We start from the raw sequence: 19697 nt of genomic DNA, 5'->3' as shown, positions 1-19697 counted from the left end.
ACCGTCCGGTAAGGGATTTGGGGTGTATCGAGGAATCGGCGCATGGCATCTCCCGCAGCGAATGGACCGGACACCAGCACGTTTCCACCGTCCGGAGCAATCGGCAACCGAATTTCGGCCTCGGGCGACACCCGGGAGGACGATGCGTCCGACGCGTCCGGCGGGCTCGTAGGCTTGACTCTCATGACGCTGGACGAGGTTGCGGCCGAACTCTACGGGGCGTCACCCGCGGACTTCGTGACATTGCGCACCGAGCGCGCCGGGCAGGCGCGGGCGGACGGCGACCGAGCCCTGGCGACGGCGATCGGCAAACTGCGGCGGCCGACCGTCGCGGCCTGGGCGGTGAATCTGCTGGCGCGCGAGGCCGCCGACGACATCGTGGCACTGCTCGATCTCGGCGGGGCCCTGCGCGAAGCGCAACGACGGCTCTCCGCCGAGCAATTGCGCGCGCTCAGCACCCAGCGGCAGCAGGTGATCAGCGCACTCACCCGCAAGGCCGGTGACCTGGCCGCCGCACACGGTCAGCGACTCACCGAATCGGTGCTGCGCGATATCGGCGGCACCCTCCAGGCAGCGCTCGCCGATGCCGACATCGGCGATCAGGTCAGCTCCGGAACACTCACCGCCGCGGCCAGTTACGAGGGCTTCGGCCCCGCCGGACTCGTCGCTGTGCCCAGCGCTCAGGAGACTCCGAAAGCACCGGAGTCACCCGGCGGCACCGCGCCCTCCGCGCGAACCGGCAGTTCACCCCGGAAAAGGTCCGGCACGCAGGGCAATTCAACCCCGAACGGTTCCACCACGCGCGAAGGATCCCCTCGGACCCGATCCGGCCGCGCCGCGCGTGCGAGCGATGCGGACATCGTCGCGCGGGACGAGGCGCGCCGGGAATTGGAGGAGTCCCTCGCCAACCTCGAATCCGCCCGCGCCGCTGTCCTTTCCGCCCGCTCGACGCACGAGGCCGCCACCGTCGAACTGGCACAGCTCGAATCCCGCATCACCGAACTGCGCGACGAACTGGCGCAGGCGCAGCAGCAACGCCGCTTCACCGTCGCCGCCGAACGATCGGCCCGCGAATCGCTACGGCAGGCCGAACAGCAGTTGGCGGCCGCCGAACGCCGCGCCACGGCAGCACGCAATGAGCTGTCGTAAGACCGACTACGCCGCGCCAGTGTCACGCCCGAACACCGGGCTACGCCGACGGACATTGAGAGGCCGCGACCCGCAGACGAATTCAGCACGGCGACAGGCGGCAACGGTGCGCCCGCCGATGTCGGCACGCGATGAGCGGGTGAGCAGCCGCCCGACGCTCGCTCGCTATTCGACCGCGAGTCCGGCGATCAGCTGTTCGATCACCGCGCGAATGGCCGGGGTTTCGGCGGCGGGGTCGGTGGTGTTGGCCAGGCATTGCGCGGCCTCGTCCAGCGCGCCGACGATGATCAGCGCCAACGGCCGAACCGGTTGTGTGCGAACGCGGCCCGCCGCGATGGCACCGGCCAGCGCGTTCTCCACCAGGCCGATGGTGTGCCGCAGTTCGATCTCGCGCCAGCGACTCCAGCCCAGTACCGCGGGTGCGTCCAGCAGTGCGATGCGCCGGACATCCGGTGCGGTCGAGGCGTCCAGCCAGGCCAGACATCCCACGGTCAGACTCGCCAACGGATCGGCGGCACGCGCCTGGGCGACCGCCGTGCCGATCACCCGGACCAGATCGCGCTCCAGATCCTCGAAGGCCGCCTCGAACAGGTCCCGCTTCTCACCGAACTGGTGGTAGAGCGCACCCCGGCTGACCCCGGCCGCCGCGGCCACCGCGACCGTGCTGACCGCGCCATATCCGTACTGGCCGAACAGCTCTCGCGCGGCGCGGATGACCGCGCCACGGGTGGCGGCCGAGCGTTCGGCTTGGGTGCGGCGATCAGCGTTCATGGCGACGTCGAAGTCTAGGGCAGCCCCGCCGCGTCCTCGATTCGAGGCATATCGCCGTCGCGCCGGTGTTACCGTTACATACAGTCATCCTGTTTGTATCTTAGAAGGATTTCGCATCATGTCCGATGCCACCAGAGAACTCTTCGAGCGCTATCACGCCTGCTGGGCCGATCACGATCCGGACCGCATCGTCGAATTGCACACTCCCGATTCGATATTCCACCTGCATTCGGGCAGCGAGCCCGCGCGCGGCCGGGACGAGATCCGCGCCTCCGCCGCCGGAACCTTCGCCCTGGTCCCGGATCTCACCTTCGAACAGGTCGGTCTCCGTGTCGGGGAGGACTTCTGGGTGGTGCAGTGGGTGCTGCGCGGCACCTCGGTCACCGGGTCGCCGGTCGCGGTCGATCTCGCCGATGTGGTCTACGTCGAGAACGGCCTGGTCCGCGAAAAGCATTCGTACGTGGACGGTGTCGCCATGCAGGCGGCCCTGTCCGCACCCGCCGAGATCGCCTGAGCTCGACATCACCCGAGCCGGTGGCATGATCATCGGGTGAGCGACAAGCACCTGGTGTACTGCCGTATCGAGCGCGACGGCGCGGTCCTGCTGATCCGTCGCGCCCCGGGCGTCTTCCTGGCGGGCCGCTGGGAATTGCCCGGCGGCGGTATCGAACCCGGTGAGCGGCCCGAACAGGCCGCGGTCCGCGAGGTGTCCGAGGAGACCGGCCTGACGGTGACGATCACCCGCGAGCGCGGCGCGCATTCCTGGATGGATGTGGCCGGACGCCCGCTGCGCATTCACGCTCGCGTCTTCGAGGTGACCGAAAACGGCTCCGGCACCGTCACTCTCAATCCCGAGGAACATGACGATCACGCCTGGGTCACCCCCGAGCAGGCCGCGACCCTCGACCTCGCCGCTCACTTCCGCGATGCGCTCGCGGGCTGACGCCCTCGCACTGTCGGCCCATCCTTCTACAATCGCCGCGTGACGCTCACTCTCACCGATCTCACCGGCTATATCGATCGCGATCTCGACGCCGATCTGGCGCGCTGGTTTCCGAATGCCGAGCCGGTCAGCATTCCGGCGGAAACCCGCTCGGTCGCACCGTTTTCCGCCCGGCTCGAGCCCGCCGACGCGGCGGCCCTGAACGCCCTGGACCGGCGGGTGCGCTCGGGCGCGATGCCGCAGGTCCTGGATATCTTCGACTGGTCCTACGGCTTCGATTTCGCCGAGAACGACTGCGGTATCCGGGATTCGGACTACACCACCGAACTCACCGATGACGATGTGTATTCGGTCGGCGCCGACGGCGGCGGCAATCTGTACGTGGTGCTCACCAATGGTCAAGTGGCCGTGTGGTTCCACGAGGAAGAGGTTGTCGAGGCCGGGACCCGGTTCGACAACCTCGAGGTGTTCGTCTGGTCGTTCGTGCGGTATCAGGCGGTGCGAGCGGGCACGCTGGAGCTCGCCGCGGTCGAGGACGATTTCCGCGCGCTCGGTCAGGACGGCGCGCTGAACGCGACTCTCGGATTGCTCCGCTTCATGAAATAGCCCGCACCACAGTCGAATACGTAGTCACTCCCCCGCCGCCCTGCGCAGCCGCAATACCTGGTCGACCCCGAAGAGCCGCAATCCCCAGCGCTCGGAACGGGATTGGTAGCGCGCCACCGAGGCGGCGGGGACCAATTCGGGCGCGGTGATCCGGTAGGACGCGCCCTCGTGCACGACCTCGGCGGTACCGGCCGCCAGCACATTCTCGAGCCAGTCCGGCGTGGTGCCGTAGGGCAGTGAGATCAGGAAATCCTGACCCGCCTCGGTGATGCCGACCGGTGTCGCGTACTGCCTGCCGCTGGAACGGCCGATATGCCGGACCACCGAGGCGTCCGCCCCGCGCTGTCCGGCGGTCTTCATGACGCGCGGATTGGTGACCCGGCGATTGAATCGCCGGACCAGGGCGAGGCCGGGTTCGTAGCCCGTTCGCATCACAGCCAGCAGCAGGAACAGGGCTCCCAGGGCCAGGCCCACCGGCGTGCCCACCCCTATCGCGATCACGATCCACATGGTCTCATCACTCTCCCTTACGTCGTAAGTCTGCCGTAATCAGGGAAACATTACGTTGTAAGGCTGTCAAGACCCGGGAGACTTACGACGTACGGTAAATTGATCGGTCATGGTCACCGATCAACGTCCCCGCCTGAGCCGGGAGCAGATTTTCCGCACCGCGGTCGCGCGGGCCGACCGGGACGGCGTCGAGGCCATCACCATGCGCAATGTCGCCACCGACCTCGGCGTCGAGGCCATGTCGCTCTACCACCACGTGGCCAATAAGGCCGAATTGCTCGACGGCATGGTCGAAGTCGTGCTGGACACCATCACCGCGGCCGTAGACCCGTTGCCCGCGAGCACCCCCGCCGACTGGAAACCGTTGCTGCGCAAGCGCATTCTCACCGCTCGCGATATTCTGCTCGGCCACCCCTGGGCCCCCGCCCTGATCGGCACCCGCTCGCCCATGACGCTCTCGATCATCGCCTATTTCGACGGCGTCATCGGCCTGCTCCGCGGCGGTGGCTTCAGCTACGAACTCGCCCACCACGCCATGCACAGCCTGGGCAGCCGCGCCCTGGGCTTCACCCAGGAACTCTTCGGCCCCCCGGCGGATCAGAGCGAGCCGGACGCGATCGCCGCACTCACCGCTATGGCGGACCGCTTCCCCCATATCGTCGGCATGATGGCCGCGGATACTCACGATGACGACGGCGCGCTGCTGGGTTGGTGCGATGACCAGACCGAATTCGAATTCGGTCTGGATCTCATCCTCGACGGACTGGAACTTCTGCGGTCGGCGGGCTGAGCCTCACCCGCGGCGGCGCGGTGCCCGACCGGCGGGCGCGCCGACCTGCGGCGGGGTCGGCGCGGGCGGATTCGACAGTGTCAGTGCGGAATCGGTGAGGGTGTGCGCGATGCCGTGATGGCGCAGGGTGACCGGATCGCCCGTCTCCAAACGATAGGTGGTGTGCTCCGGCGCGATCTCTACGGCTATTCGGCTGGCGCGCCACTGAATTCGGAAGGCCAGCCGGTCGAGCTGTTCGGGCAGGCGCGGTGTGAAGGCGGGTTCGCCGTCGTTATCGCGCAGGCCGCCGAAGCCGCCGACAACGCTGATCCAGGTACCCGCGAGCGACGCGATATGCAGGCCCTCGCCGACATTCTCGTGCAGATCGTGCAGGTCGGTGAGGGCGGCCTCGGCGAAATAGTCGTAGGCCAGGCTCAGGTGGCCGACCTCGGCGGCCAGCACGGCCTGCATGCACGCGGACAGCGAGGAGTCCCGGACGGTCAGTTTCTCGTAGTAGTCGAAGTTCCGGGTCTTGTGCTCCAGATCGAAACCGCTGGGGCACAGGTACATCGCGAGCACCAGATCGGCCTGTTTGACCACCTGGAGCCGGTACAGGTCGAAGTAGGGGTAGTGCAGCAGCAGCGGATACTTCTTCTCCGGCGTGCCGTCGAAATCCCAACGGGCATAACGGGTGAAGCCCTCGGACTGCTCGTGCACCCCGAGTTCGTGGTTATACGGCAGCACCATGGCATCCGCGTATTTGCGCCACCGGCCGTATTCCTCGGCTCGCACGCCCAGGTTCTCGGCGATCTCCGGGCGGCGCTCACACGCGTCGGCGGCCGCGCGCAGATTCCGCCGGGCCATGAGATTGGTGAAGAGGTTGTTGTCCGCGAGTGCGGAGTATTCGTCGGGACCGGTGACACCGTCGATCCGGAAACCGTCCGATTCCAGGTGGCCCAGGCTGGCCCAGAGCCGCGCAGTCTCCACCAGTAGCTCTACGCCGCACTCGATTTCGAATTCCTCGTCCCCGGTCGCGGCGAGATAGCGCACGGTCGCGTCGGCGATATCGGCGTTGACGTGCACGGCGGCGGTGGCGGTCGGCCAGTAGCCGGACGCCTCCTCGCCATTGATCGAGCGCCACGGGAACATCGCCCCGGCCTGCCCGAGTTCTTCCGCGCGGCGGCGCGCCTGATCGAGGGTGGAGTGCCGCCAGCGCAGGGCGTCGCGCGCTGCCTGCGGCACGGTATAGGTGAGCATCGGCAGCACGTAGGTTTCGGTGTCCCAGAACGCATGTCCGTCATAGCCGGGTCCGGTCAGGCCCTTGGCGGGAATGGCGCGGGCCTCCCCGCGCGCACCGGCCTGCAGGACATGGAACATGGCGAAGCGGACGGCCTGTTGGAGTTCGGGATCGCCGTCCACCTCGATATCGGCCTGCGCCCAGAAGTCGTCCAGGTACTCGCGCTGGCGCGCGCACAGCGTGTCCCAGCCGGTCTCCATGGCGGCCGCCAGCGCGGCCTCCACCTGTGCGCGCAACGCGGGCGAGGAACGCCGTGCGGACCAGCCGTAGGCGATGTACTTGGTGAGCCGCAGGCGATTTCCGGCGGCGACGTCCACCGCGATGGTGACCCGCGCGAGATCACCCTCGGCGTACACATCGCAGCGGCCGGGCGCACTCACCTCGAGTTCGTGATTCATCCCCGCGGCCAGCCGCAGCCCAGACTCGCGGGTCTGGTGCACCAGCACCGCGGCGAGATCGTGCGCCACCGCGTCCTCGGCCACGAGCGGGCGTTCCAGTGCGGCGGCCAGCCGCGGATCACCGTGCGTCGCCGAAATCGGTTCATTGGCAAGCAGATCCGATTGCACGACCAGTTCGATGTCGCCGTCGAGGGGCTCCACCTCGTAGCGGATGGCCGCCACGGCCCGGTCGGTGAAGGACACCAGGCGCTCGGAGTGGATGCGCACCCGCCGCCCGGTCGGCGAGGTCCAGTCGGTGCTGCGCCGCAGCGTGCCGGACCGGAAGTCCAGCACCCGCTCGTGTGCCTCGGTGCGCCCGTACCGCAGATCCATCGGCTCATCGCCCACCAGCAGCCGAATGATCTTGCCGTCGGTCACATTCACCACGCTCTGGCCCAGCTCCGGATAGCCGAAGCCGACCTCGGCGTAGGGCAGCGGGCGCGATTCGTAGAAACCGTTCAGATAGGTTCCCGGCAGGCCGACCGGTTCACCCTCCTCGAATGTTCCGCGCAGACCGAGATGCCCATTGGCGAGCGCGAAGAGCGATTCGGTGCGGTGCAGCGCGTCGAGATCGAGTCCGCACCAGCGCAATTCCCACGGCGAGATCTGAAAACCGCGCTCCCCCATCAGCGATCCCCCAGCTCGGCCAGATCGGCGACGACCACATCGGCCCCGGCGTCGCGTAGCGCCTGGGCGTGGTCGGATGCGCCGGTGCGCTGCACCCCGACCACGAACCCGAACTTCCCCGCGTGCCCGGCCGCGACCCCCGCGATGGCGTCCTCGAAGACCGCGCATTCGTCCGGTCGCACACCCAAACCGGCGGCGCCGGCGAGGAATCCGTCCGGTGCGGGTTTGCCCGCCAGGCCGCGCTCCGCGAAAGTCTTGCCGTCGATTCGTATTTCGACGAAACCGGCCAGATCGGCCGCCGTCAGCACCGCCGCCGCATTGGCCGAGGAGGACACCACCCCGATCCGCAGTCCCGCCGCCCGCACCGCGGTCAGATAGTCCGCCGATCCCGGATAGACGTGCACGCCCTCCCGATCGATCAATCCCCGCAGCACCCGATCCTTGCGGTCCCCGATTCCGTGCACGGTCCACTCGTCGGTGTGCGCACCGCTTTCCCCCTCCGGCACAGTGATATCCCGGGATTTCAGGAACGCGCGCACCCCGTCCAACCGCGGCAGCCCGTCCACGTGATCGCGATAGTCCGCACCGGAGAACAGCGGCGTCCCGGGTCCGCACCACTGCACCAGGAATTCGTCGAAGACCTGTTTCCACGCCCGCTCGTGTACCGCCGCGGTACTGGTCAGCACCCCATCCAGGTCGAACAACACCGCCGAGATCGTCTCGGGCAGACCCACACGCGCATCCACGGAAACCATGCCCCGGCGGTACCCGGACCCCGAACGGTCAAACGGTGGCATTCTCGCGCAGCGATCGGCGCAGGCGGGCGGCCAGCCACAGCACCACGCCGTAACCGAAGGCCGCGTCCGCGTTGGACACCAGCGCCGAGGACGGGAAGATAATGGCGTGACGCAGCCCCGCGTCCGCGAGTTCACGTACCCGGGAAAGGATTTCGGCCGGGGTGCCGATGATCAGCCATTCGTGCAGCACCTCATCGGGCACCTCCGCGATGGCCGCCTGCACCTCGGCGCGGCTGAGGCGATGCGGCAGCAGATCGATGAGCCCGCGGAAGTCCTGTCCCAGTGGATGTTTGGCACCGTGCCGCGCCCAGAGCTCGGCGGAGGCGAACAGGCCCAGGTATCGCACGCCGGGTGCGCGCAGCAGCCGCTTGATATCGGATCGGGCGCGCACGGGCAGGATCTGCACCATGGCGGCCGGGACGATGGCGTCGGGATCGCGCCCCGCCGCCGTCGCGGATGCCCGCACCAGTTTCCAGCGGCGCTCGTATTCGTCCGGCCCCATCGATTCCCACGGATACCAGCCGTCGCCGTAGCGGCCGGTCAGTTCCAGCATGCGGGGACCGTGCGCTCCGATCCAGATCTGCGGCATCCGATCCGGCGGTGCGACCAGATCCAGTGGCGCGTGGTCGACGCGGTAGTACTTGCCGGTGAAGTCGATGGGTTCGGTCGAGTTCAGGGCCAGCCGCAGCAGCTGGAGCGCCTCCTCGAGCCGATCCACCGGACGATTCCAGGTGAACCCGTACGGATCGAGATTCTCGGTCTCACCGGAGCCGATCCCCAAAATGGGCGGCGTCTTGGTCATATGCGCCAGGGTGAGGAAGGTCTGCGCCAGCAGCACCGGATGCCGCCGATGCGGATCGGTCACCCCGACCCCCAACTGCACCTTGCCCGCGCCCGCCGCCAGATGCGCCAGCAGCGGGGCGTAATCGAATTGCTCATCGGGACTGCCCACCGACTTGGCCTGCGGGGTGAAATCGGTGTCCCAGATCGATTTCGGGAAGACGCTGATCAGATGATCCGGCGCGAGAATCGAATCCAGCCGTCCGAGTCGCGCCGCCTTCACCATGAAGCGCGCGGTGGCCAGGGGCGGATTGACACCGGCGAGTGTCCCCACCGCGAATGATTTGCCTTGCTGCGAGTCCGGCACGGCGGTCTCCTCTCGGCGGGCGCACCCCCTGCGAGCCCTCACCGATTATCGCGTCGACGCCGCGGTCTCATGCGGAGAACGCGTTCATTGGTCCGGCACTCGCGTTCAATGTTCCCGCATCTCCGTTCATTGTTCCCGCACAGCCACACTCGCTATGGTTCGGCGATGTACAGCGCAGAGTTCGTCGAACACGGCAGCTCGATCGTGGATCGACTGACCACCACCCAGTCCGCGCCGCCCTGGCAATTGGTGATCGGAACCGGAGTGATCGCGCTGCTATTGGTCGCGTTCCGACCGAGCTGGCGGCTGATGCGCAATGTGGTGACCATCGCGCACGAGGGCGGTCACGCGTTCACCGCGCTGCTGACCGGGCGGCGGTTGAACAGCATCCGATTGCATTCGGACACCTCCGGACTCACCGTGTCCAGCGGAAAGCCCTACGGCCTGGGCATGATTCTGACCACCGCGGCCGGATATCCCGCGCCCGCACTGCTGGGTCTGGCCTACGCGGGTTTGCTGGGCGCGCACCGCATCACGCTCATGCTGTGGCTCACCGTGGTACTGCTGCTGATTCTGCTGGTGAAGGTGCGTAACTGGTACGGCCTGCTGACGGTGCTGGTGATCGGCGGCGTGATCGTGGTGGTGTCCTGGTTCGGCACCGATGACACCCAGGCCGGATTGGCCTATCTGGCGGCGTGGTTCCTGTTGCTGGCCGCGGTGCGCCCGGTGATCGAGTTGCAGCGCAATCGCCGCCACGAACCGAATTCCGATGCCGATCAGCTGGCGCGCCTGACCCATGTGCCCGGACTAGTGTGGGTGGTGGTGTTCGGCGCGGTGGCGGTGGGCGCGCTCGTGGTCGGCGTGCGTTTGCTGCTGGCGGGTGTGCCGCTGTCCTGAGATCGGTACCGCTACAGGATTTCTGGAGAACGCGGGCTAACATCGCGGTGTGCACCGGCCGGGGTGAGCGCCGATCACGGGACCTCCGGCCGGGTTCTTTTCGATCGCAGGAGGGTGCAGGATGGACAGACCGGCATGGGCCCCGGAGGGCGTGGATATGTCGCAGGCGAGCCCCGCTCGCATGTATGACGCGCTGCTCGGTGGTTCGCATAATTTCGAGATCGACCGCCGGGCCGCCGAACTGGGCAAATCGCTCGTACCGGACCTCCCCCGCGTTGCCCTGAGCAATCGCGCCTTCCTGCGCCGCGCCGTGCGCTTCCTGGTGGATTCGGGCGTCACCCAGTTCCTCGATATCGGCTCCGGCATTCCCACCGCGGGCAATGTGCACGAGGTCGCGCAGGAGATCGATCCGAACTGCAAGGTGCTGTACGCCGATATCGATCCGGTGGCCGTCGCGCACGCGCGCGCCATCCTGGGCGGCAATGACAATGCCGCCGCCATCGAGGCGGATTTGCGCAAGCCCGCGGATCTGCTCACCGCCGCCCGCGAGGTCGGACTGCTCGATTTCGAGCAGCCGGTGGGCGTGCTGCTGTTCGCGGTGCTGCATCTGCTCGGCGATGAGGACCGGCCGGGCGAGACGGTCACCGCGCTGCATGCCGCCGTTCCGGTCGGCAGCTTTGTCGCCATCTCCCATCTCACCACCGCGACCCGGCCCGAGGACGCCGCCAAGCTCGGCGCGAACGCCGCCAATGAGAGCAAGGTCGGCATTCACTTCCGCTCCCGCGAGGCGATCACCGGTTTCTTCGACGGCTGGGAGCTACTGGAGCCGGGCGTGGTGGAGCTACCGCTGTGGCGTCCGGAATCCGAGCGCGATCAACATGAAACCCCCGGGCGCTCACTCGGTTTGGCCGGCGTCGCCCGGAAAGCCTGAGTCCGAGTAGGACTTTCGGGGCGGCAGGGGGTCAGCGATGGGAGCGGCACATGATCTGGCGGTGCGCTGGGCGAGCATGCTCGATGGCGCGGTCGCGCCGACCCTGAATCGCGATCAGGTCGAAGCACTGCTGACCCCGTATGCCGAGGGACTCATCGCGGCGGTGCGGGGCACCGCCGCCTCCGATGTGGCGCGGGCGGCCGCCGCCGCGCTGGTGGCCGCCAATTACCGTGACCCCCTTGCCGTGCACCGGTCGGTGCTGGTGCTCTGCAAGGATCTGGTGGCGGCGGTCTGCCCGGATCCGGACTGCCCGGAATTCGGTCCGGTCCGCGATCGGGCCATCGATGTGGCGGCCGAATTCGCGGCCGAGTTCACCGCCGGATTACGCGGCGCCGCACTGGCCGAGCAGGAGGCCACCATGGCCGCGGCGTTCATCGCCGCGCGCGAGGCCGAGGCCCGGCGGCAGCTGTCCGAGGCGCGCTTCCAAGCCATATTCGCGGGCGCGTCGGTGGGCATCGGCACCATCGACATCACCACCGGCCGCGTCGTCGATGTCAATAACGCGATGGCCGAAGTCCTCGGCGTCCCAGCCGAATCCATGCCGGGCCGATCGGTGGCCGATATCCTCGGCCCGGTCAATATCGGCAATGCCTTCGAACAGTTCCAGCAGTTGCTCAGCGGCGCGGTGGACAGCTTCCGCACCGAGACCGTGCACACCCGGCCCAATGGCACCGTCACCATTATCGACCTGTCCATGTCGGTGGTGCGCGACAGCGACGGTAACCCGCGCTTCCTCATCGGGGTCACCGTCGATGTCACCGAGCGCAAGCAGCTGGCCGATCAGCTCTGGTACGACGCGCACCATGATTCGCTGACCGGGCTGCCCAATCGCCTGCTCTTCTTCGACCGGCTCGCCGCGGCCAATGGTCAAGTGGGCGTGTGCTACCTGGATCTGGACGGCTTCAAGGAGATCAATGACCGGCGCGGGCATACCGCCGGGGATCGGGTGCTGTGCGATGTGGCGCTGCGCCTGCGCGCCGCCCTGCCGGACAATGCCGTCGCGGCCCGCCTGGGCGGTGACGAATTCATCGTGCTGGTCGAGGACTGCACGGGCAGAACGGAATTGACCGCCGTCTCGGACCGGATCCTGGCGGCGCTGCGCGAACCCTTCGATGTGGCGGGGCTTTCGGTGACGGTGGGCGCGAGTATCGGCACCGCACTGGTGGATACCCACTCCACCGCCATCGATGAGCTCATGCACGCCGTGGACACCGCCATGTATCGCGATAAGGCGGCGCGCCAGGGTCGCTAGATCGCGAAGGGCACCAGCGCTTTTCGCTCGGCCGGGTAGTCCGCGAACTTCTCCCGGTACCACTTGTGCGTGGCGAACGCGCGCGGCACCAGATTCCCGAAGGTGATCAGGAAGATGACCACGCCCGGCAGCGCCCAGGTCAGGATGGCGAAGCCCGCCCAGGCGATCAGTTCACCGAGATATGTTGGGCTGGTGACGAATCGGAAGCCGAGCCCGAACGGAATCTTGTACTCGGTCGCACCCGGGTTGTTCTTGTCGCGCAGGTTGCGCACGATCCACTCGGAGCTGGTCAGCAGGGCGAAACCGCCCAGGTAGATGACCAGTCCGATCAGGAAGCGCGGATCGGTGAGCCAGTCGGTTCCGTACTGCCCCAGATAATCATGGCTGAACAGCGCACCATTGAGGTAGCCGTGCAGGGCGGTGACGAACATGCCCATGCCGAGTACCGAGACATTGAAACTGCTGGTCTTACCCGGCACCTGGCGGATCGAAAGGGGGAAGAACCACCCGCGATTGGCGTAGTGCAGAATCCAGATGGCCGCCAGCACCAGTGAAGTCGGCTCGAATCGATTCGGACCGCTGAGGTAGGCGACCGCGAACACGACGGTGGCTGGAATCTCCATCAACCACCAGCCGAGCTTCGGATTGAGGTTCAGGCCCAGCTTGGCGGTGGCGAAGCGGCCGTACGGGCTCTGCCCGAACAGTCCGCCCACCAGCACGAATGCCGCGAATCCGAACGCGATCGTCAAGACGGTGTCATAGACGGTGTTACCGGTATACCAGTTCATTCAGGGTCCTTCGTAGTAAAACTAGAACAGGTTCTACCACGCGGAGCGGTGCGTTCGATACCCGTACGGGGCATCGATCTTTACCGCCCGGTAGGTTGGCGGACAGCCTGGAGGGAGGCGAGGATGGGTACACAGGGTTGGGATGTACTGCTGAAGTGGATGCCGTTCTTCCTGGAGGAGGAAGACGAGGAGGCCGATCGATTCGGCCTGGAATGGAATCCGCGCTTCATCCAGGTGCGCGACGAAAGTATCGGGCGGCACGCGCATTTCGCGCAGCAGGGCAGCGATATCGAGGTCGTCGTCGCGGTGCCGCCGGAGCAGTCCGAGGCCGAACGACTGCTCGGCGTGCTGCGCACCCAGCCCGAGGGCGTCTGGGATCCGTGCCCACTGCCGCTCGAATCCGACAGCGCCGCACCGGATGCGCAGTGGCGCGCGGTGCAGCGGGTGCGCGAGCGCCCCGAGACCGCACGGGAATGGAGCACCGGCTGGCGGCGCGGCGCGAGTGTCACCCAGCGCAAACAGGTCGCCGAATCGGTGGTGGCGGTGCTCTCGCGCGGGCTGACCATGCGCCCGGAGCGCCTGCGCTTCAGCGCCTGGAGTCTGGACGCACCCGATACCGTCGGCGACTACGGCCTGGCGGCGGAGCGGCCCAGCGAGCGCGCCGCGCCCGTACTCTGTTCGGACTGGGAGGATTTCGAGACCCGGCTGGCTTGGTCGCTGACCACGCTGCCGTGGGACGGGGTGATCAACCTCAGCACCCCGCATCCCGGACCGGACCCGTGTTTCGTGCAGTTCCTGCACGGGCGGCAACTGTTCAACGAGGCCAGCGGCTGGGATGTGGCCGGACTCGGCGCGGGCGAATTCGACCGGCGCATGCGGGATCTGGGCTGGAGTTTCGCCCCGCACAGTGTCCCGGGCGGGGCGGCGCTCATCTGGGAGGGTCCGATCGCGCAGACCGGCTACAACCCGCGACTGCTCGATACGCCCCGGCGCACGGTGACCACCTTCCGCGAGGTGTTCGCGGTGCGACATCCGCAGGATCTGGTGTTCCGGGCATTCCGCAACGGTAAGCGCCGCGATCCCGAATTGCGTTATCTCGATGTGGAACTCGGGGTGCCGCGCGATGTGCGCTAGAGCCGTTCCAGGGTGATGGGCAGCCCGTCCGCCGGTTGCGGACCGGTGCCCGCCACCAACGGCACCTCGTATCCCTCGGGCACGCTCCAGCGGTAGTTCAGCAGCATGCGATGCATGACCGCCTTGACGGTCATCCCGCCGAAGTACCGGCCGATGCACTTGTGCGCGCCGCCGCCGAACGGCGGCCAGGCGAAGCGATGCGATTTGTCTTCCGCGCGTTGGGGTTCGAACCGCTCGGGATCGAACACGTCCGGATCATGCCAGTATTCGGCGGATCGCATCATGACGTACGCGCCGCAGATGGCGACCGTGCCACGCGGAATGTAGTAGCCCGAGATCTCGGTATCGGCAACGGATTCGCGCACCACCTGCCCGACCGGGGAGTACATCCGCAGCGTCTCCTTGAACGCCAGGTCCAATCCGGTGAGCTGATCCAGATCCGCGTAATCGAGGGCCGGTTTGCCGAGCGCGCGCGACTCCTCGCGTAACCTGTCCTGCCACTTCGGATTACGCGCGAGCTCATAGCTCAGCATGGAGATGGCGTTGGTGCTGGTGTCATGCGCCGCCATCATCACGAAGATCATGTGATCGACGATGTCCGCGTCGGTGAAGGAGTCACCCTCCTCGGTCGTGGCGTGGCACAGCACGCTGAACAGATCGTCGCCCTCCCCCGCACGCTTGGCCGGGAGTTCGCGCCGGAAATACTCCTCCAGCAGTTGCCGCCCGCGCAGTCCCCGATTCCAGATGCCGCCCGGCATGGGAAATCGCAGCATGGCCTGTCCGCCCTTGACGGCGTCTTCGAAGGCATGCCCCAAACGCGTTGCCTCCGGGCCGAGTTCGGCGCCGGCGAACACCGCGGTGGCCTGTTCCAGCAGCAACGCCTTGACGTGGTCGTAGAGCGGGAAGCCACTCCCGGGCTGCCAGCCGTCCACACCCCGGGTGATGCGCGGGGTGGTGAGATCGAGGTAGCCGATCAACCGTGAGCGGGTGAACGCCTGCTGCAGAATACGACGGTGGTAGGCGTGTTCCTCGAAGTCCCGCAGCAGAATTCCGCCCCGGAAGAACGGCCCGATCAGGAAGTCGTAGCCGCGCTGCGCCGACCACGCGTGCTGCCGATCCAGCACCAATTCCTCGAGCGCCTGCGGACTGAGCAGCCCCACGATCGGGCGGCCGAACGCACCGGACCACTGCACCGGACCGAACCGCCGCATGCGGCGACGCGAGAAGCCGAGCGGATCTGCGAGCTGACTGACGATATGACCGACCCCGGGCGGCCCGAAATCACCCATGACGGGTTTGAGGCCGCTCCCGGGCGGCGGGGTGGCCAGGGCGCGCGGTGCGGAGGGGTATCGCTCCAGCACCCCGGCCGCATGAGCTTGAATTCTGTGGTTCAGCACGGCTTTTCGAGGCACCATGTTCCAACGGTAGCGGAAACGATTGTTTCCGTAAACGATTGTTTCCCGATATCTGTGCGAAGCTGTGTGGGTGACGCGAGCTTTCAATGGGACCTATCGCGGAACCTCCACCGATGAGCGCAGAGAACAGCGGCGGCGCAGGCTCCTGGACACCGCCCTGGAGATCGTCGGCACCCAGGGCCTGGCCGCGCTGACCGTGCGCGGGGTGTGCGAACAGGCCAAGGTGGGTCCGCGCTTCTTCTACGAATCGTTCAGCGATCTGGACGCTTTGGCGGCCGCGCTGCTGGACGAGGTGCAGACGGCCGCGCTGGATCAGGCCCGCGGCACCATGATCGAGACGCCCGGCGATCCCGAGACCAAGATCCGCGCGGGCGTCGCCGCCCTCATCATCGCCATGACCGATGATCCCCGGCGCGCCAATATCGCCTTCGCACAGGCCTACGGCAGCGAGGCGCTGATGCGCATGCGGTTCGACGGTATGCGCAAGGTGGCCGCCACCATCATCGAGCAGACCCGCATGCTGCTCGATATCCCCGCGGGCGATGACACCGCGCTCACCGCGCTGGCGCAGCTCATCACCGGCGGGGCCGCCGAACTCATTCTGGTCTGGCTGGACGGCGGGCTGAAGGTGGAGCGGCCGGTGCTCATCGAGATCGTGGCCGACTATGTGGTGGCTATGGTGGATCGACTACCGGGGACCGCCGCGAAGCTGCGCTGAGCAGGATCTTGTCCACCACGATCTTGGCGGTTTCGGCGCACGCTGTGGTGCCGCCGTGCGCGTATTCCTTCACCGCGTCACCGACATTCCAGAGATTGGGAATCGGTGTGTCATGCGGCATGTCGTAGCCCGCGACGGTGCGCTGGGTGGGCCAGTCGTCCCGGGTGACGGCGATGGAGAGCAGCCGGGCGGCATCGAATCCGTCGATCTCCTGGCGCAGATCCTGGAGCACCAGCGCCGCCTCGGCCTCCACGTCGAAATCGCCGACCGAGGGTTTGGGCACGCCGGTGCCGACGTAGAGATGCCAGCCCTCGGGGGCCATCTCCGGGCAGGTGGCGGTGAAATCCGCTGCGTAGCAAAGCCTTCGAGTATTTGCGAAGCTAAGCAGGCCGGGCGTGTCCAGCAGTTTGTCACGGCTGGTGAAGTTGACCGAGATCATGGCGCTGGGCAGATCGCCCTGCAATACGGTGCCGATGTAATCGGACGGGAAATGCTCGGGGCCGACCAGGTCCAGGGTCGCGGACGGCCCGATATCGCTGACCGCGAGATCGCAGGTGATGTCTCGACTTTCGCCACCGTGCCGCAGAGTCGCCCCGGCGATTCGGCCGTCCTCGACACGCAGGCGCAGCGCCTGCGTGTTCAGCAATACCTGTCCCCCATTGCGTTCCACCACCTCGGCGAGCGCCTTCCACAGCCCGATGGTGCCCTCGGGGCAGAAACCGAAGTTCTCGAACGCCGACGCGCTGGAGAAGTGCGTCAGGAATACCCGCGCGGGCAACTCCTCGGGCGCGACCGCGAACACCGTCCCGCACATGGCGCGGAAGATACCGTGCACCGCAGCGTTTTTGGTGTGCCGGCGCACCCAGTCCGCGGTGCACAGCTCGCGGTCGGGCATACCGCCGCCGCGCTCGGCCGCCTCCCTGAGCAACGGCGCGCCCTGCCGGATCAGCTGGGAGATAAGCAATTGCCAGCCGCCGGTGGCGATATCGACCGTGCGCCCGCCGATTCGGTACAGGATCGGCGGATTCGCCGGTCGCACTTCGAATTTCGCGCCCACCTCGGTGAAGGTCTGCTCGGTGATACCGCCCAACTCGACGCCGATGGCACCGGTGTTTATCTTGAAGCCGTAGACGTCCTCGGTGGAGGCGCGCCCCCCGACCCGATCCAGACATTCGACGACGAGGGTGCGGTAGCCGTGGTGCGAAAGCCGGGCGGCGGCGCAGAGCCCACCCGCCCCCGCTCCGACAACCAGTGCGTCCCAATGGTTCTCGCTCATGGCGAGGCTCCTTAGGAAAGCTCAGCCGACGGGATTCCCCCGGTTGAGCGTCGGCCATATCGGTGATACGACCCAATTGTCCCGCACTTCGTCGATACCCGGGACATCCGGGAACAACACCGGTTTTTCGGCGCGCGGCCGAATACGCTGCGCCGAACCGCCGTCGGCGCCGCGAATCATTCCGGTGTCGTCATCGTCCGAGGTGGACGGATCAGCAGTGCACCCCGGTGATGGCGAAGCGTTCCACCGCCTCGACATGGCCGCCGGTGGCGACCGCGACGGTCAGCGTGCCCGGACAGCTCGCCGTGAACGGCACGCTGCCGGACCACGGACTGTTCTGCCCGCCCGCGGGGATGCCCGGAATCTCGCCGACGGGTTGGCCTTTGCCGAGTTGCCGGACCTGCACCCGCAGGCTCTCGTCGACGCCGGTGACGTGACCGCCCACCGCCAGTGGCGAATTCACCTTCGCACCGTACTGCGGATTGTCCAGGGACAGGGTGCGGTCATCGGTGCCGATCACCTCCCAGGGCGCGTCCGCGCCGGTGCCGATCCGGGCCAGATGCAGCATGGCCGCGACGACGGCGACACCGTTGGGGTTGTCGAAACCCACTGTCACCCAGGATTCTTCACCCTTGGTCGTGGTCAGCACGGCCTTGTTCAGATTGCCGTAGCCCAGATAACCCTGGACGAAGTTCAACGCGGTGGCGGCGGGATCGAGGTGCCAGGGCTGATGCCCGCCATCGCGATAGGACTGCTGCCAGACCGCGGCCGCGCCCGCATCGGCGAACGGCCACAGCGGCTGATGCGCGAAACCCGGGGCGGGTGTGGCCGAGGGAGCCGAGGTACCGGGTGCGGCGACGGTCGCCGAGGGCGCGGGCTGTCCCGCGGTGACACCGCCGGGCGGCGGGGACACCCCCGCCGAATTCTGGACCACCGTCGTGCCCGGCGGCAGTGTGACCGATTGCGGCGTGCCCTCGTCGGCACTGTTCCGATGGAGAACGAAGTAGGTGGTGGCGACGATGGCGATGACGAGCGCCAACCCGGCCACCACCAGCGCGAGCAGCGGTCCGGTGCGGCGACCGGGCGGCTCCGAATTGGTGGTCATACCCGAGCATGACTCATGTGCGCCTCGCCACGCTCGTATCTGGACTGGGCAGTCGATACGTTGGTTGGTGTGACGCCGCATCTGCATCAGCAATACCCCGAACTCGAGCACACGCTGCCGCATATCGAACTCGGCAAGAGCCCGACCTCGGTGCGGCGGTTATCCGCCTTGGATTCGGTCGCGGCGGATTTATGGATCAAGGATGACAGCGAGTTCGGCGACGGCGGCTGGGGCGGCAACAAGGTCCGCAAACTGGAATGGCTGCTGCCGGACGCGCTGCGGCTGGGGCGGCACACCATCGTCACGGTCGGTGGGCTGGGCACCAATTGGGGGCTGGCGACCGCGCTGTACGGCCGCGATCTGGGCCTGAAAACCGTACTGGCACTTATTGATCAGCCGGTCGACGACCATGTGCGCAGTCAGTTGGAGCGGCTGCGGCACTCGGGCGCGAAGCTGTACTTCACCCGGAACAAGACCCGCACGATCCTGAGCGCGCCCTACATTCTGGCCCGCAATTTCTCGGGTCGGCGGCCACCGTATTTCCTGCCCGCGGGCGGATCCTCCCCGGTCGGCGCGCTCGGCTATGTCGAAGCCGCGCTCGAACTCGCCGCACAGGTGCGCGCCGGTGACCTGCCCGAACCCACCCATCTGGTCGCCCCGGTCGGCTCCGGCGGCACGGTGGCCGGGCTCTCCCTCGGTCTGCGACTGGCCGGCCTGCCGACCCGGGTGGTCGGCGTGGTTGTCAATGACACTTTGCGCCTGGACGCGGCCACCCTCTATCGGCTGGCCGATCGATCCGCACAGGTGCTGCGCGATCGCGGGGCGCGCCTGCCCGAAAACATCGCCGCCCTGACCAATCTCGATATCGTGACCGACTATCTGGGCCCGGGCTACGGCCGCACCACCATGGAAGCCACTACCGCCCAAACCCTTTCGGCCGATCTGGAACACCTCACCCTGGAGCCGGTCTACACCGCCAAGGCCATGGCCGCCCTACTGGAGATGAACGGCCAGGGCCGCTTCGGCGCCGGCACCGTCGTCTTCCTCAACACCAACGGCCCACGCTGA

At 67.3% G+C, this 19697-nt stretch carries 20 protein-coding genes; 11 read left to right on the top strand and 9 right to left on the bottom strand.

Translation table 11 applies throughout. The features are described from left to right. Positions 1-42 precede the first annotated feature (42 nt). Complete coding sequence (locus ACFVUS_RS01695) at positions 43-1149, top strand: hypothetical protein (protein ID WP_387761207.1); 1107 nt, start codon at positions 43-45, stop codon at positions 1147-1149. Positions 1150-1314: 165 nt separating this feature from the next. Here the strand turns inward: ACFVUS_RS01695 and ACFVUS_RS01690 are convergent, their stop codons facing one another. Continuing rightward, positions 1315-1920, bottom strand: a complete 606-nt coding sequence (locus ACFVUS_RS01690; protein WP_387761206.1) for a TetR/AcrR family transcriptional regulator — start codon at positions 1918-1920, stop codon at positions 1315-1317. A gap of 118 nt (positions 1921-2038) precedes the next feature. Here ACFVUS_RS01690 and ACFVUS_RS01685 point away from each other — a divergent pair, with 118 nt between their 5' ends. Genes ACFVUS_RS01685 through ACFVUS_RS01675 form a run of 3 tightly spaced genes read left to right on the top strand, consistent with a single transcriptional unit; the run spans position 2039 to position 3469 of the window. Beyond that, the gene (locus tag ACFVUS_RS01685; protein ID WP_387761205.1) at positions 2039-2434 is read left to right on the top strand and encodes a nuclear transport factor 2 family protein; all 396 of its coding nucleotides are present in this window, start codon (positions 2039-2041) and stop codon (positions 2432-2434) included. A gap of 36 nt (positions 2435-2470) precedes the next feature. Continuing rightward, positions 2471-2863 carry an NUDIX domain-containing protein gene (locus tag ACFVUS_RS01680; RefSeq protein WP_387761204.1) on the top strand — a complete coding sequence of 131 codons (393 nt, stop codon included), beginning with the start codon at positions 2471-2473 and terminating at the stop codon, positions 2861-2863. 39 nt (positions 2864-2902) lie between these two features. Then, positions 2903-3469, top strand: a complete 567-nt coding sequence (locus tag ACFVUS_RS01675; RefSeq protein WP_387761203.1) for a hypothetical protein — start codon at positions 2903-2905, stop codon at positions 3467-3469. 24 nt (positions 3470-3493) lie between these two features. Here the strand turns inward: ACFVUS_RS01675 and ACFVUS_RS01670 are convergent, their stop codons facing one another. Further along, positions 3494-3970, bottom strand: coding sequence for a nitroreductase/quinone reductase family protein (locus ACFVUS_RS01670; RefSeq protein WP_387761202.1), 477 nt, complete (start codon positions 3968-3970; stop codon positions 3494-3496). 118 nt (positions 3971-4088) lie between these two features. Between ACFVUS_RS01670 and ACFVUS_RS01665 the strand changes: the two genes are divergently transcribed. Continuing rightward, a complete protein-coding gene (locus ACFVUS_RS01665; RefSeq protein WP_387761201.1) occupies positions 4089-4769 on the top strand; it encodes a TetR/AcrR family transcriptional regulator C-terminal domain-containing protein in 681 nt (226 codons plus the stop codon). 3 nt (positions 4770-4772) lie between these two features. On the opposite strand, the gene ACFVUS_RS01660 is transcribed toward ACFVUS_RS01665, so the two are convergent. Genes ACFVUS_RS01660 through ACFVUS_RS01650 form a run of 3 tightly spaced genes read right to left on the bottom strand, consistent with a single transcriptional unit; the run spans position 4773 to position 9053 of the window. Continuing rightward, positions 4773-7109, bottom strand: coding sequence for a glycoside hydrolase family 65 protein (locus ACFVUS_RS01660; RefSeq protein ID WP_387761200.1), 2337 nt, complete (start codon positions 7107-7109; stop codon positions 4773-4775). Beyond that, complete coding sequence (locus tag ACFVUS_RS01655; RefSeq protein WP_387761199.1) at positions 7109-7864, bottom strand: HAD family hydrolase; 756 nt, start codon at positions 7862-7864, stop codon at positions 7109-7111. Before ACFVUS_RS01655 ends, ACFVUS_RS01660 begins: the two co-directional genes overlap by 1 nt. A gap of 28 nt (positions 7865-7892) precedes the next feature. Then, entirely contained in the window at positions 7893-9053 is a 1161-nt protein-coding gene (locus ACFVUS_RS01650) for an LLM class flavin-dependent oxidoreductase (protein ID WP_387761198.1), read from the bottom strand. Positions 9054-9218: 165 nt separating this feature from the next. On the opposite strand from ACFVUS_RS01650, the gene ACFVUS_RS01645 reads away from it, so the two are divergent. The 3 genes from ACFVUS_RS01645 (at position 9219) to ACFVUS_RS01635 (ending at position 12193) form a co-directional block, all read left to right on the top strand. Beyond that, positions 9219-9950 (top strand): M50 family metallopeptidase, encoded by a 732-nt coding sequence (locus tag ACFVUS_RS01645; protein WP_387761197.1) that lies wholly within the window; start codon positions 9219-9221, stop codon positions 9948-9950. A 121-nt stretch (positions 9951-10071) separates the two neighbouring features. After that, positions 10072-10881, top strand: coding sequence for an SAM-dependent methyltransferase (locus tag ACFVUS_RS01640; RefSeq protein WP_387761196.1), 810 nt, complete (start codon positions 10072-10074; stop codon positions 10879-10881). A gap of 37 nt (positions 10882-10918) precedes the next feature. Beyond that, positions 10919-12193, top strand: a complete 1275-nt coding sequence (locus tag ACFVUS_RS01635; protein ID WP_387761195.1) for a diguanylate cyclase domain-containing protein — start codon at positions 10919-10921, stop codon at positions 12191-12193. On the opposite strand, the gene ACFVUS_RS01630 is transcribed toward ACFVUS_RS01635, so the two are convergent. Beyond that, positions 12190-12981, bottom strand: coding sequence for a 3-oxo-5-alpha-steroid 4-dehydrogenase (locus ACFVUS_RS01630; RefSeq protein ID WP_387761194.1), 792 nt, complete (start codon positions 12979-12981; stop codon positions 12190-12192). The genes ACFVUS_RS01635 and ACFVUS_RS01630 overlap by 4 nt on opposite strands. A gap of 123 nt (positions 12982-13104) precedes the next feature. Here ACFVUS_RS01630 and ACFVUS_RS01625 point away from each other — a divergent pair, with 123 nt between their 5' ends. Next, entirely contained in the window at positions 13105-14115 is a 1011-nt protein-coding gene (locus tag ACFVUS_RS01625; protein WP_387761193.1) for a hypothetical protein, read from the top strand. Here ACFVUS_RS01625 and ACFVUS_RS01620 read toward each other — a convergent pair. Then, a complete protein-coding gene (locus ACFVUS_RS01620) occupies positions 14112-15530 on the bottom strand; it encodes a cytochrome P450 (protein ID WP_387761192.1) in 1419 nt (472 codons plus the stop codon). The genes ACFVUS_RS01625 and ACFVUS_RS01620 overlap by 4 nt on opposite strands. A 70-nt stretch (positions 15531-15600) precedes the next feature. On the opposite strand from ACFVUS_RS01620, the gene ACFVUS_RS01615 reads away from it, so the two are divergent. After that, a complete protein-coding gene (locus ACFVUS_RS01615; RefSeq protein WP_387761191.1) occupies positions 15601-16248 on the top strand; it encodes a TetR/AcrR family transcriptional regulator in 648 nt (215 codons plus the stop codon). Here ACFVUS_RS01615 and ACFVUS_RS01610 read toward each other — a convergent pair. Together ACFVUS_RS01610 and ACFVUS_RS01605 are read right to left on the bottom strand one after the other, a co-directional pair. Continuing rightward, positions 16205-17524: a phytoene desaturase family protein gene (locus ACFVUS_RS01610; RefSeq protein WP_387761190.1), complete on the bottom strand. Its 1320-nt coding sequence runs from the start codon at positions 17522-17524 to the stop codon at positions 16205-16207. The genes ACFVUS_RS01615 and ACFVUS_RS01610 overlap by 44 nt on opposite strands. 211 nt (positions 17525-17735) lie before the next feature. Next, a complete protein-coding gene (locus tag ACFVUS_RS01605) occupies positions 17736-18629 on the bottom strand; it encodes a hypothetical protein (RefSeq protein WP_387761189.1) in 894 nt (297 codons plus the stop codon). A 69-nt stretch (positions 18630-18698) separates the two neighbouring features. On the opposite strand from ACFVUS_RS01605, the gene ACFVUS_RS01600 reads away from it, so the two are divergent. Continuing rightward, positions 18699-19697 (top strand): 1-aminocyclopropane-1-carboxylate deaminase/D-cysteine desulfhydrase, encoded by a 999-nt coding sequence (locus tag ACFVUS_RS01600; protein WP_387761188.1) that lies wholly within the window; start codon positions 18699-18701, stop codon positions 19695-19697.

It is taken from the genome of Nocardia sp. NPDC058058, assembly GCF_042885355.1.
In the GTDB taxonomy this organism is placed as follows: Bacteria; Actinomycetota; Actinomycetes; order Mycobacteriales; family Mycobacteriaceae; genus Nocardia.
The sequence above is the reverse complement of the archived record's forward strand: the minus strand, read 5'-3'. Positions and strand labels throughout refer to the sequence as shown.